Source organism: Mycolicibacterium sp. XJ662 (assembly GCF_053484035.1).
In genome coordinates, this window is the sequence record NZ_JBEFTL010000001.1 from 1,184,210 (window position 1) to 1,197,423 (window position 13,214).

The 13,214-nt window shown below is 64.7% G+C and carries 9 protein-coding genes and 1 pseudogene; 5 read left to right on the top strand and 5 right to left on the bottom strand.

From position 1 onward, the window contains the following. The first annotated feature begins 35 nt into the window (after positions 1 to 35). The 4 genes from ABQE93_RS05530 (at position 36) to ABQE93_RS05545 (ending at position 7,956) form a co-directional block, all read left to right on the top strand. Positions 36 to 611, top strand: a complete 576-nt coding sequence (locus tag ABQE93_RS05530; protein ID WP_448406257.1) for a TIGR03086 family metal-binding protein — start codon at positions 36 to 38, stop codon at positions 609 to 611. Positions 612 to 628: 17 nt separating this feature from the next. Continuing rightward, positions 629 to 1,633, top strand: a complete 1,005-nt coding sequence (locus ABQE93_RS05535) for a PHP domain-containing protein (RefSeq protein WP_448406258.1) — start codon at positions 629 to 631, stop codon at positions 1,631 to 1,633. Between the two features lie 286 nt (positions 1,634 to 1,919). Further along, the gene (locus ABQE93_RS05540; protein ID WP_448406259.1) at positions 1,920 to 7,475 is read left to right on the top strand and encodes an Ig-like domain-containing protein; all 5,556 of its coding nucleotides are present in this window, start codon (positions 1,920 to 1,922) and stop codon (positions 7,473 to 7,475) included. Positions 7,476 to 7,524: 49 nt separating this feature from the next. Then, complete coding sequence (locus ABQE93_RS05545) at positions 7,525 to 7,956, top strand: hypothetical protein (protein WP_448406260.1); 432 nt, start codon at positions 7,525 to 7,527, stop codon at positions 7,954 to 7,956. On the opposite strand, the gene dinB is transcribed toward ABQE93_RS05545, so the two are convergent. Together dinB and ABQE93_RS05555 are read right to left on the bottom strand one after the other, a co-directional pair. Further along, complete coding sequence (gene dinB, locus ABQE93_RS05550) at positions 7,953 to 9,155, bottom strand: DNA polymerase IV (protein ID WP_448406261.1); 1,203 nt, start codon at positions 9,153 to 9,155, stop codon at positions 7,953 to 7,955. The two genes, ABQE93_RS05545 and dinB, sit on opposite strands and share 4 nt — an antisense overlap. A gap of 36 nt (positions 9,156 to 9,191) precedes the next feature. Beyond that, the gene (locus tag ABQE93_RS05555) at positions 9,192 to 9,839 is read right to left on the bottom strand and encodes a TetR/AcrR family transcriptional regulator (protein WP_448406262.1); all 648 of its coding nucleotides are present in this window, start codon (positions 9,837 to 9,839) and stop codon (positions 9,192 to 9,194) included. 76 nt (positions 9,840 to 9,915) lie between these two features. On the opposite strand from ABQE93_RS05555, the gene ABQE93_RS05560 reads away from it, so the two are divergent. Beyond that, positions 9,916 to 11,385: a flavin-containing monooxygenase gene (locus tag ABQE93_RS05560; RefSeq protein WP_448406263.1), complete on the top strand. Its 1,470-nt coding sequence runs from the start codon at positions 9,916 to 9,918 to the stop codon at positions 11,383 to 11,385. A gap of 27 nt (positions 11,386 to 11,412) precedes the next feature. Here ABQE93_RS05560 and rraA read toward each other — a convergent pair whose 3' ends face one another. The 3 genes and pseudogenes from rraA to ABQE93_RS05575 form a co-directional block, all read right to left on the bottom strand. Beyond that, positions 11,413 to 11,892 carry a ribonuclease E activity regulator RraA gene (rraA, locus tag ABQE93_RS05565; protein WP_448406264.1) on the bottom strand — a complete coding sequence of 160 codons (480 nt, stop codon included), beginning with the start codon at positions 11,890 to 11,892 and terminating at the stop codon, positions 11,413 to 11,415. Continuing rightward, positions 11,889 to 12,644 (bottom strand): annotated as a pseudogene (locus tag ABQE93_RS05570) (MerR family transcriptional regulator). Before ABQE93_RS05570 ends, rraA begins: the two are co-directional and overlap by 4 nt. Before the next feature lie 33 nt (positions 12,645 to 12,677). Further along, positions 12,678 to 13,169, bottom strand: coding sequence for a hypothetical protein (locus ABQE93_RS05575; RefSeq protein WP_448406265.1), 492 nt, complete (start codon positions 13,167 to 13,169; stop codon positions 12,678 to 12,680). Positions 13,170 to 13,214 lie beyond the last annotated feature (45 nt).

The following is a 13,214-nucleotide window of genomic DNA, read 5'->3' on the forward strand; positions in this document are numbered from 1 at the left end:
GATGAGTTCCGGGCGCACCGCAGGTCGGTATCGACATGATTGACTTGACGCCGGCCTGCCGACGAACCAGCGAGGTGTTGGCGACCGTGACCGACGAAGAGCTGACCGCGGCCACGCCCTGCGCGGACATGCGGCTGGACCAGCTGCTGGCCCACATCGGTGGGCTGGCGTCGGCGTTCACCGCCGCGGCGCGCAAGGACTTCGGGCCGCTGACCAACACACCTCCCGAGGTGGGTGCGCACCCTCTCGACGACGACTGGCGCACGTCGTATCCGGTCCGGCTCACCGCACTGGCCGACGCCTACGCTGACCCGTCGGCCTGGGACGGCATGACGCGGGCGGGAGGCGTCGACTTCCCCGGCGAGGTGGGTGGGCTGATCGCGCTCACCGAGGTCGTCGTCCACGGATGGGATGTGGCGCGCGCGACCGGGCAGCCCTATGACGTCGACGCCGCCACCGCGGCCGCCGTGTTGCCGCACGTCATCAACAGCGCCGCGGAAGGACCGGTCGAGGGTTTGTTCGGGCCGGCGGTTCCCGTCGCCGACGACGCGCCGGTCCTGGACCGCATCGTCGCGTTGACCGGGCGTGACCCGGCATGGCGCGCGCCCTGACCGGGCACACTGGAGGTATGGACCCGGTTATCGCCCTGCGCCAGATCGCCTACTACAAGGACCGCGCGCGTGAGGACCCCCGCCGGGTGATGGCCTACCGCAACGCCGCCGACATCGTCGAGGGATTGTCCGAGGCGCAGCGGGAACGACACGGCGCGGCCAGCTCATGGCAGTCGTTGCCCGGAATCGGGCCCAAGACTGCGAAGGTCATCGCGCAGGCGTGGGCCGGGCGGGAACCCGACGCGCTCGTCGAACTGCGCTCCAACGCAGCAGATCTCGGCGGGGGAGACGTCCGGGCGGCGTTGCGCGGTGACCTGCATCTGCACTCGAACTGGTCGGACGGCTCGGCGCCGATCGAGGAGATGATGCTGGCAGCAAGGGATTTGGGCCACGAGTACTGTGCGCTGACCGATCACTCGCCGCGGCTGAAGATCGCCAACGGGTTGTCGCCCGAGAGACTCCGCAAGCAACTCGAGGTCATCGACGAACTGCGCGAGACGGTAGCGCCGATGCGGATTCTCACCGGTATCGAGGTCGACATCCTCGAGGACGGGTCGCTGGATCAGGAAGAAGAACTGCTGGAACGCCTCGATGTGGTGGTGGCCAGCGTGCACTCGAAACTGTCGATGGACGAAGCCGCGATGACGCGGCGGATGCTCAAGGCCGTGACCAACCCGCATACCGATGTGCTCGGGCACTGCACCGGCCGGCTGGTCAGCGGCGGTCGCGGCATCCGCCCCGAGTCCAAGTTCGACGCCGAGAAGGTGTTCACCGCGTGCCGCGACAACGACACCGCCGTCGAGATCAACTCCCGACCTGAGCGCCGCGATCCGCCCACCCGGCTGTTGAAGCTGGCACTGGACATCGGTTGCCTGTTCTCCATCGACACCGACGCGCACGCGCCCGGACAACTCGAGTTCCTCGGGTACGGCGCTCAGCGCGCGCTCGACACGGGCGTGCCCGTGGAGCGGATCGTCAATACGTGGCCGGCCGAACAGTTGTTGGCCTTTACTAATTCGTAAATCGACGCTAGCGTAAGTCGAATCGCTAACGGTTCGCTCGGGGGATATGCAGCCTGCGGCCGCTAGCTAATCGAATTGTGGCCGGACGCGTGGCCAATATCTGCATGCAATAGCCGGGACTCTCGCGGCGGTTCAGCGCGAAATGAGTTCGCGTTGAATTTGCGTAGACAATTTTTCAAAACTGTTACCCCAGCTCATCAGAGTTGTTATGGTCACGCCTTGAATACATCCCGCCGATGGCCTACCGCATCGCTGAAATTCGCGATCGGACAGAAGGGACAACTCGATGGCCGCCGCAGCAAGGTATGAGTTCGGCCCCAGCAACTACAAGTCGCTGTTTCCCGGCGGCGCAAAAGCGGTAAATCCCACCGCTTACGCACGCTATGTCGGTCGAGTTGGCGCATTAGCAGTGGCGTTGGGTGTGGGCGTCGCCGTCGCGACCGGAGGGTCGGGTTTGGCGTGGGCCGACGCTGGTTCAACCGGTGATTCCCAGAGCGCCGGGACATCGGCGGGGCAGGGTGGCGACGGGGACTCCGATACGCCTTCGACGGAAAGCGGCAGCGCCGACGACGCCGGGACGAGCGGGGATGGCGGCGACGATGACGCACCCGACGCCGACGACCCCGACGGTGATGAACCAGCGATGAATCTCGGTAGTTCGGGTTCGGTGGACACCTCGGTCAACGACGCCGGGCAGTCCACCGACACCACCGTGCCTTCCGAAGACGAAGTGGACGACGAGCCTGACCTCAGCGACGAACTGGAATCGGACGTCGAAGCTGAGGACGAAGGCGACGGCGCGGAAAGTACGTCGGTAACAACGGAACCGGCTGTCAGCCAACGCAGTTCCGGGTCACAATCCGGCGCCTTGGATGAGGCTGACTCGGACTCGGGACGTATCGACGACGTGGCGCCCGTCATCGAGGACGTGGTGGAGCGCGACGACGACGACGTGACCGAGCCGCAGGAGTCGTCAGAGTCGCTGACGAGCCAGGTGGTGTTGGACGTCGAGAACGTCGTCGACGAGCATCAGGTGTCGACGACAGTGGTCAGCGAGGACCTGGAGGCGGCACCGGAGTCGACGGGCGTTTCGGAGACGATCGTCGATGTCGCGGGGACGTTTGTGGCCGCCCTGCTGTCGCCGTTCCTGGCGCCGAGCCCGGTCGGGCCCGCCGAACCGCCGTTGGCGTGGGCACTGCTGGCGTTTGCGCGCCGCGAGTGGCAGCACATGCTGTTGAACCGCACCCCGGCTGCGGTGGTCGACGACGTCACCACGTCCGAGGACACCCCGATCACCGTCGACGTCGTCTCGGGAACCGATCCCGATGCGATCGCCGGTGACGTGGTGAACGTGATCGAGGTGACCCAGCCGCAGAACGGAACGGTCACCGTTCAGGGCGGCACGCTGACCTACACCCCCAACTCCGACTTTCACGGCACCGACACCTTCACCTACACCATCTCCGATGAGGACAGCCCGTTACATATTCACGGACTGAAGGGGCTGTGGGCGGCCATCTTCGGCGGTGACGCCGGACATGCGACCACGGTCACCGTCAGCGTGACGGTCACACCGGTCAACGACGCGCCGGTCGCGGTTGATGACGCGGTGACGGTGGCCGAGGACTCCGGGGCCAACATCATCGACGTGTTGGGCAACGACACCGATGCCGACGGTGATCAGCTCGCGGTGACCGAGGTCGGTGCGGCCTTCAACGGCACCACCACATTGACCAACGGTGTCATCACCTACACGCCGGACACGGATTTCTCCGGCACGGACTTTTTCACCTACACCGTCTCCGACGGCAACGGAGGCACCTCGACTGCCATCGTCTCCGTCACGGTCACCGCCGTGCAAGATGCGCCGGCGCCGCAAGATGACGCCTACATCACCGAAGAAGACACGCCGCTGACCATCCCCGCACCGGGAGTGTTGGACAACGACATCGACGTCGACGGGGATGACCTGTCAGCGCTATTGATCAACCCGCCCGTCCATGGGTCCATCACGCTCAACGGGGACGGGTCGTTCACCTACACACCCTTCGAGGATTTCCACGGGTTGGATTCGTTCACCTATGCCGCTTCGGACGGCAACGGTGGAAGCGCCACGGCGACTGTGTATGTGAGGGTCACTCCGGTCAACGATGCGCCGGTGGCCAACGACGACAATGTGGTCACCGACGAAGACGAATCGATCGTCGTCGACGTGGTGGGCAACGACTCCGATGCCGACCGCGATACGTTGGTGGTGATCGAGGCCGGTCCCGCGGGCAATGGCACGGTAGCGGTGGCCAATGGGGTGATCACCTACACCCCGGATAGGGACTTCAACGGCGCGGATTCGTTCACCTACACCGTTACTGACGGTAACGGCGGAACTGCTACGGCGACGGTGTATGTGACGGTGAATCCGGTCAACGATGCTCCGGTGGCCGTTGATGATGCGGTGACGGTGGATGAGGACTCGGGCGCGACGGTGGTCGACGTGTTGGGCAACGACACCGACATTGACGACGATGATTTGTCGGTGACGGCTGCGGGTGCGGCGGGCAATGGCACGGTCACGTTGGTCGACGGTGTGCTCACCTACACCCCGGATACGGATTTCCATGGCACGGACTCGTTCACCTACACGATTTCGGACAGTAACGGCGGAACCGCCACGGCCACAGTGACCGTGACGGTGAAGCCGGTCAACGATGACCCGGTGGCCGTCGACGACGATGTGGCCACAGATGAGGACACTCCGGTCGTTATCGACGTGCTGGCCAATGACGACGACATCGATCGTGATGAGTTGGCAGTGGCTGAGGTCGAAGCCCCGAACAACGGCAGCGTCACGGTGTCTGACGGGAAGATCACCTACACCCCGAACGCGGACTTCCACGGCACGGATTCGTTCACCTACACCGTTTCCGACGGTAACGGTGGAACCTCCACGGCCACGGTGTATGTGACGGTGAACCCGGTCAACGATGCGCCGGTGGCAGTCGATGACTTCTACTCCACCCAGCAGGGCACAGAGCTGATGATCCCCGCGCCGGGGGTGATGGCCAACGACTTCGACGTCGACGGCGATGAACTTCAAGCGACTGTCATCGACGGTCCCACCAAGGGGATCGTCTCGTTCACCGTGGACGGGGCGTTCCTTTATACCCCGAATCCCGAATTTCATGGTGATGACTCGTTTACCTACAGCGTTTATGACGGGGACGAAACCGCCACCGCCACTGTCTATATCACCGTCGAACAGGTCAACACCCCCCCGGTCGCCAACCCCGACGAAGCGGTCACGGAGGAGGGCATTCCGGTCGTTATCGATGTGTTGGCCAACGACTCTGACGCTGATGCGGAAGACGATCTCGCGGTGAGCCTGGTCGATGGACCGGCCAACGGCGTCGCTGTCCTCAATGCCGATGGGACAATCACTTACACGCCGTCTCCCGGCTTCAGCGGCAGGGATACGTTCACCTATCAAATCGACGACGGCACCGACGTGAGTGAAATCGCGATGGTCCAGGTTGAGGTGCGTGAACGACCAATTGGCGCTCCGGACATCAACGTGACCACTGACGAGGACAATTCGGTCTCGATCGACATATTGGCCCGCGACCCCCGTCCCGGCGGCGCAATACCCATCGCTATCAAGGTCGACAACGCCGAAAACGGTGTTGTTGAAATCCGCTCATTCAACGGCGAACGGTTCACGGTGATCTACAGACCTGCACCCGATTTCTTCGGGACAGACAGCTTCACCTACGTGCTGGTACGCCACGACGGCACCGTCAGCAACGTCGGAACCGTGACCATCACGGTCGACCCCGTCAACGACGACCCCGTGGCGGTTGATGACTTCGTCACGGTGAGGACGAACTCCGGGACCACGGTGGTGAACGTGTTGGGTAACGACACCGATGTCGACGGCGACGAGCTCACGGTGACCGAGGTCGGCGCCGCAGGCAATGGCACCGCCACGTTGGTCGACGGCGTCATCACCTACACGCCCGACGCTGATTTCCTTGGTACGGACATGTTTACGTACACCATTTCCGACGGAAACGGAGGTGCCGCCACGGCGACGGTGCGCGTGACGGTGAACAACCCTGCGGTCGCCAACCCCGACTTTGCCTCGACAGAGGAAGGCATGCCGGTCGTTATCGATGTGTTGGCCAACGACAGCAACGTCGACGGCTTGAGGTTGCAGATCTTCGACCCCCCTTACAACGGCACCGCTGAAGTCAACGAAGACGGCACGATCACCTACACGCCGAGTGCCGGTTTCACTGGCTCCGACCACTTTCGGTACGAAACCCGCGATGACACCGGTCGTTGGGTTCGCGCCTCCGTCAATATTCAGGTTCGTGAGCGCACGCTTGTCGCCAACGACGTCGTTGTGGACACCGACGAGAACAGTCCAGGGCTTATTTTTATATCTGCAAGAGACAACCTCCCCGACGGCGAGACCAACATCGCCATTAGGGTCGACAGTCCCGAGAACGGTGTTGTTCGAGTGGTTGAACAAAGCGAACAGCAGTTCACCCTGAAGTACACGCCGCCACCGCACTTCATTGGCACCGACAGCTTCACGTACCACGTGGTGGGTGCCGATGGCCGCGTTAGCAACCCGTACACGGTGACCATCACCGTCAACCCCGTCACCGGCGGTCCGAGGGCTATCGATGACACCGTCGTTGTCGATGCGAACTCCGATGCCATCGAGATCGTTGTGCTGGGCAACGACTTCGACGTTAACGACGGAGAACTGGCTGTGGTCCAGGTGAGCGACGCCCTAAACGGCACCGTCACGGTCGCCGAGGGTGTCATCACCTACAGGCCGAATGCCGGCTTCGATGGCCTCGACTCGTTCACCTACACCGTCGCCAACGACGTCGGCGCTGCGGCTACCGCCACGGTGACGGTGACGGTCAAGGACGCAGATGCCATCACTTTCGAAGACGGAGCACAGCCGTCGGAAACACTCGTCTCCGACGACCTCAACCGGATTGTGGTGCTGACCGGTAACGAATTACGGATCGTCGACCGCATAACGGGCCGGATTGACACCGTCGACCTCGGCGCGAACCCGTCGAGTGTCACGGTGAGTCGTAACGGGCATTACGCCTACGTCGCCACGAAGGACGGCAGTGATGTGTCGACCGTCAGAAGGATCGATCTCTGGGGGCCGGGCACCTCGACTCCGGTCGGCGCAATCAGCCAGGCGACGGCCATGGCAGCAGATCGCGATAACCGGACGCTGTACGTCGCGGACTACCAGGACGCCACCGTGTCGGTGATCGACACGCGGACCGGGGAACAGCAGATCATCGACATAGGTCTGCGGAGCAACGCCATCGCGGTCAGTGAATTCGGTGAAACCCTGTACGTCGGCAGCACCAACAACGAAGTGTGGGCGGTCGACCTCGAGACCGAGTCCAAGACGCTCGTGTATTCCGGCGCCTGGGACGACACGACCGTTGCGGATCCGGGCATCACGGTCGCAGGCGAGTTTGTGTATGTGGCTGACCGGGTCAACAACGCGGTGGCGGTCATCAACACCTTTACCAACGAGACCTACGCCGTCTATGACATCTGGGCAAGTCCAACGAGCGTGGCCGCATCGCGGTACGGCGGCGTGGTTCTCGTCGCGTCCGCCGCGGAGGAAAAGGTCACGGTGATCAGCCTCGAACTCGGCGTGGTCGGCGCGTTTGAGGTCGACGGTCTCGTCGACGTCGATTTCGCCCGCCACAGCGAGGAGTTCTATGTCACGACACGCGACGGGATTTCGACCATTCCGACCGACCACCTCTACGCGCTCTTCCAACAGAACCCGATGTAGGTAGTCGGGCCAGAACCGAGTCCATACGGCGGCGGCTTAGACTGCGCGCATGCGTGCTGACCTAGGTATCGACACGATCATCACCCTGCTCGCGGCCGGGCTGATCTTCCTGCTGGCCCTGGTCCTGGGAGTGTGGAAGTACCGGCAGATGGCAACGTCGCAGAACCACCTGGCGCACCCCTACGTCGACATCGCACACCGCGCGGCGCTGCTGTACTCGTTCGCGACGCTGCTGATCGCGGCGTTCGTCGAGCTGAGCCGGTGGCCCACCTGGGTGAACCTGACCGCGGCGATGGTGCTGGTGTTCTTTTTCGTCGTGGCCATCGCGAGCTACATCACCCACGGCGCCCGCCGCGACACCACTAACCAGTTCGAGCACCCCAGCTCGGCCCTCCACGGCGGCATGGTGGCGCTGATCATCGGCGAGATCGGCGGCTTCGCGGTCCTGCTCGCGGGATTTGTTGCCGCACAATTCTTCTAGTCTGGCAGCAGCGGCATCTCCAGACCCGGATCACGCCCCAGCAGAACCCCGCGGGTGACCGCGGCGTTGCCGTAACGCTGTCGCACCCGGTCGACGGCGGCGTCGATCGCGATCGGGTCGGCCTGTGCCTCGAACGGCAACTCCAGCTGTTGGGCGCCCTCACGGTCGATGCCCGACACCGCGAAACCGACCAGCGTCAGGCCACGTTCGGCGATCAGCGGAGCGGCGGCTGCCACCAGCGTCCGCGCGGTGTCCAGGATGACGTCCGTCGACGCCGTCGCGCGCGGCATCGTATGCGAGCGGGTGGCCCGGCTGAAATCGTCGAACCGCAGGCGTAGCACCACCGTTCGTCCGGTGCGCCCGGCCTTGCGCATCCGGCGGGTGATCCGGTCGACGAGGTTGACCACGACCGCGTCGACCTCGGCATCCGACATCGCGTTACCCGCCCGGCCCAGCGCGCGTTGGGCGCCCACCGAGCGTCGGCGCACCCCCGTCACCACCCGGCGTCGGTCGACGTTGTGGGCCAACGCGTAAAGCCTGCCGCCCATCGCGCCGCCGACCAGCGACGCCAACGTCGACTCACCGAGCTCGGCCACGTCGGCCACCGTCTCGATGCCGTGAGCGTGCAGTTTCTCCGCCGTCTTGGCGCCGACGCCCCACAACCGCCGCACCGGCAGCGGATGAAGGAACGCGAGCTCCCGGTCGGGCGGCACGAGAAGCAGCCCGTCGGGCTTGGCCTCCTGGCTGGCCACCTTCGCCAGAAACTTGGTGCGCGCGATGCCGACTGTGATGGGCAGGCCGACCCGGTCGCGGACCTGCTCGCGCAGCCGCGCGCCGATCTCCACCGGTGTTCCCGATACCCGCCCGAGACCCGAGACGTCGAGGAAGGCCTCGTCCACGCTGAGCGGTTCGACGACCGGCGTGGTGTCTTCGAACACCCCGAACACCGCCCGGCTGGCCTCGGTGTACGCCGCCATGCGCGGTGGCACCACGATCGCGTGCGGGCACAGCTGACGGGCCTGACGGCCGCCCATCGCGGTACGCACGCCGTAAGCCTTGGCCTCGTAGCTGGCCGCCAGCACAACGCCGCCGCCGACGATCACCGGCCTGCCGCGCAGCGCGGGGTCGTCACGCTGCTCGACCGACGCATAGAACGAATCGAGGTCGGCGTGCAGGATGGCCGCGACCGACGAGGACACGAACGTATGTTCGCATCACCGGCCGACAAGCGGAGGTCAGCGCGCAGTTGTGCCGTAGATGCTCGTGACCCAGACGTGCGCGAGGGTGTCAACGAGCTGACCGGGGGCGACGGCCGGTTGCTCCCCGGCGAACGCCGCCAGCATCGTGCGCTCGTTCATCAGGTTGAGCGAGGTGGCCAAATCGGCCGAGTTGAGCGTGTCCGGCGCTGCGCCGCGGGCGCGCTCGGCGTCGATGGACGCGGCGGTGTGGTCGATCCACTTCTGCATGAACCGGGACCACAGCGCCCCGATCTCGGGGTTCGCCGGCCGCGCCGCCGCACCGGCGAGCGTCACCGCTCGATGCGCCCCGAACGTCTCGAACAGCGCGTTGATCGCCTTCCACACACCGGCGGGGTCCACGGAGGCGTCCATACCGCCCATCGCTTCGTCGGCGTTGCGGTCCGCCTCGCTGATCACCTGCCGGACGAGCGCCGCCAGCACCGCGTCCTTGGACGGAAAGTAGAAGTAGAACGTCGGCCGCGAAATGCCGGCGCCTTTGGCGAGGTCGTCGACCGAGATGTCGGCCAGCCGGCGGTGCTCAAGGAGGCGCTCAGCGGTGTCGAGAATCGCCTGCTCACGTTCGTCCCCGGAGGGCCGGTTCGTGCGGCGGGCTCGGGCGGCGCGGGGCTGGCTGGCGGTCGTCACCAGGCAAACCTTACACGATGTCGAGTTTTTCAACACTCCGTTGACTTTTTCGACGGTGTGTTGATAGCTTGACAGCATGACTGAATTTGTCGACGTCGTCATCGTGGGTGCCGGCATCTCCGGCATCAGCGCCGCCTGGCATCTGCAGGACCGCTGCCCCGACAAGAGCTACCTGATGCTGGAGCGCCGCGAGAACCTGGGCGGCACCTGGGATCTGTTCAAGTACCCGGGCATCCGCTCGGACTCCGATATGTTCACCCTCGGTTTCCGGTTCAAGCCGTGGACCTCGGAAAAGGCCATCGCCGACGGCCCGTCGATCATGTCCTACCTGAAGGACACCGTCGCCGAGTACGGCATCGACAAGCACATCCGCTATGGGCACCGGGTGCTGGCCGCCGACTGGTCCGACGAAGAGACCAAGTGGACCGTTCGCGTCGAACGTGACGGCGAAGAAGTAGAGATCAAGTGTTCCTTCTTGTTCGCCTGCAGCGGCTACTACAACTACGACGAGGGTTATCTACCGACGTTCGTCGGCTACGACGACTTCGAGGGCACGCTGATCCACCCGCAGCACTGGCCCGAGGATCTGGACTACCAGGATAAGAAGGTCATCGTCATCGGCAGCGGTGCCACCGCCGTGACTCTCATTCCCGCACTTGCCAATTCGGGTGCCGGGCATGTCACGATGCTGCAGCGATCACCCACCTACATCGGATCGCTGCCCGACGTCGACCAGTTCACCGTCCGGATGAACAAGACGCTGCCCGAGAAGCTGGCCTACGTGGTGAACCGGTGGAAGTGCATTCTGGTGCAGTCCGGGCGCTACCAGTTCGCCAGGCGCTTCCCGAACGCCATGCGCAAGGTCCTGATGAAGATGGCGGAGCGCCGCCTGCCCGAGGGCTATGACGTCGACAAGCACTTCAGCCCGGCGTACAACCCGTGGGACGAGCGGTTGTGCCTGGCGCCCAACGGCGACCTGTTCAAGGCCATCCGGCACGGTAAGGCCGACGTGGTCACCGACACGATCGAGCGGTTCACCAAGACCGGGATCAAGTTGGCCTCCGGTGAGGAGCTTGAAGCCGACATCATCGTCACCGCAACGGGTTTGAACCTGCAGCTGTTCGGCGGTGCGACGATCTCACGCAATGGCGAGGCGGTCGAACTCAACAACACCATGGCCTACAAGGGCATGATGTTGACGCACATGCCGAACCTGGCGTTCACCATCGGCTACACCAACTCGTCGTGGACCCTGAAGGCCGACCTGGTATCCGAGTTCGTCTGTCGCGTTCTGAACTACATGGACGCCAAGGGCTATGACGCGGTCGAACCGCAGCATCCCGGTAACAGCGTCGACGAGCGACCGCTGATGGACTTCACGCCCGGTTACGTGCTGCGCGCCCTGGACTACCTGCCCAAGGCCGGGGCCGTTGCCCCGTGGCGGCTCAAGCAGAACTACCTGCTCGACCTGCGCCTGATCCGCCACGGCAAGGTCGACGACGAGGCGTTGAAGTTCACCAAACAGCGCGCGCCGGTGACGGTCTAGTTCCTCGCGGTAAAAGGGGAGTGCGCGCTATTGGGTGACCACGACGATGCCGTCGTCGTCGCTGTAGGCGACGTCACCGGGCGTGAACACCACGCCGCCGAACCCGACCGGGATATCCCGGTGTCCCGCACCGGTTTTGGTGCTCTTGCGCGGGTTGGTTCCCAACGCCTTGACGCCGATGTCGAGCGTGCGCAGCATCGCCGCGTCCCGTACGGCACCGTTGATGATCAGCCCCGCCCAGCCGTTGGCCACGCCCAGACCGGCGATCACGTCGCCCACCAGCGCCGCGTGCACCGAGCCGTCGCCGTCGATTACCAGCACCCCGCCGTCACCGGGTTGCGACAGCACCGATTTCAGCAACGCGTTGTCCTGGAAGCATTTCACCGTGGTGATCGGCCCGGCGAACTGCGCGCGGCCGCCGAACTGGCGCAGCTGCAGATCACAGCTGCGCACGTCGGGGCCGATCTCGTCGACCAGGTCTGCAGTCGGGCGGGGATCGATGCTCACCGTTTGATGCTAGCCACGATGATGTCGTGCACGAACTGGGCCAGGCCCGGTTCGGCGTCGTCGTAGTAGCGGGTGAACCGTTCGTCGGCCACGTACATCTACCCGAGGCAGACGTGCATGTCATCGCTGCACTCGTAATACCGCTCGATCGACGCGCGGTGCCGGGCCGCGAGCGCGTCGCTCTCAGCCGAACCGGGCGTAACGCCGTCGCGTTTGGCCTGGGCCAATGCCGCCAACAGCGCATCGTTCTCCTCTTTGGCGTCGATCCAGTCCTGTTTGGTGAAGGTCGAAACCCGCTGCCGGGACTGCTTCCATGCGTCGGTCTCGCCCCAGCGCTGTTCGGCTTCCTGCGCGTACTCCTGGCTGAACGCGGTCGTGCCGAAGATCTCGATCTGTTCGTCGACGGTCAACTGGATACCGCTGCGGTGTGCGTTCATCAGTTCCTCCACTGCCTTGATGGTGTGCTGTAGCCGGTCGGCCTGCTCGAGCAACAACCTGTGCTGGCGCTGCAGGTGCTCGAGCACGTCGGCGTCGGCGTCGTCGAGCAGCGTGCGGATCTGCTCGAGCGACATGCCCACCGATCGGTAGACCAGCACCAGGTGCAGCCGTTCGACGTCGGCGTCGGTGTAACCCCGGTAGCCCGACGGGGTGCGGACACTGGGCACCACCAGACCGATGTGGTCGTAGTGGTGCAGGGTGCGCACCGAGACACCCGTGAGGGCGGCTACCGCGCCGACGGTTCTGGCGTCCATGACGCCACTATCGACTATGACGTCGCGTGAGGGTCAACTCTTGTCGGAGCCGCGGCGCACCAACAACACCACGAGGATGGCCAGCACACCGGCCGCGACGGCGACCGCAACGGGCAGGCGCGAGGATTCCGGGCCGGGCGGCGGAACCGGCTCGGGCCCCGACACCGGGTTGCTGGCGGTCGCCACCGTCGCTTTTGCCTGCGCCGCAGTGACTTTCGCAGCCGACGTCAGGGTGTCCTCAGCCGGGGGCGGCTTCGGCGCCGCGGGCGCCTCCGATGCCTTTTTGGCTGGCGCCTTTTTGGCCGGTGCCTTCTTAGCCGCGGCCTTCTTGGCTGGCGCCTTCTTGACGGCCTTCTTCGCCGGGGTTTTCTTGGCCGGCGTCTTTTTGGCTGCCTTGGCCGGCGTCTTCTTAGCCGCCTTGGCGGGCGGTTCGGGGGACTGCGCGTCCGGCACCGGCGGCTTCGACTCGGGAGCCGGCGGCGTACCTTCCGGCTTTTCGTCGGGTCGGCCCTGCTGGTCTGCCATCGGGCTGCTCCTTTGCAGTGTCTATGTCTTGGCCTGTGGGCATGC

What these genes read in the sequence shown, in the direction of transcription:
- ABQE93_RS05530 (WP_448406257.1), top strand. Translation starts at nt 36, where the DNA reads ATGATTGACTTGACGCCGGCCTGCCGACGAACCAGCGAGGTGTTGGCG.
- ABQE93_RS05535 (WP_448406258.1), top strand. Translation starts at nt 629, where the DNA reads ATGGACCCGGTTATCGCCCTGCGCCAGATCGCCTACTACAAGGACCGC.
- ABQE93_RS05545 (WP_448406260.1), top strand. Translation starts at nt 7,525, where the DNA reads ATGCGTGCTGACCTAGGTATCGACACGATCATCACCCTGCTCGCGGCC.
- ABQE93_RS05540 (WP_448406259.1), top strand. Translation starts at nt 1,920, where the DNA reads ATGGCCGCCGCAGCAAGGTATGAGTTCGGCCCCAGCAACTACAAGTCG.
- ABQE93_RS05575 (WP_448406265.1), bottom strand. Translation starts at nt 13,169, where the DNA reads ATGGCAGACCAGCAGGGCCGACCCGACGAAAAGCCGGAAGGTACGCCG.
- ABQE93_RS05560 (WP_448406263.1), top strand. Translation starts at nt 9,916, where the DNA reads ATGACTGAATTTGTCGACGTCGTCATCGTGGGTGCCGGCATCTCCGGC.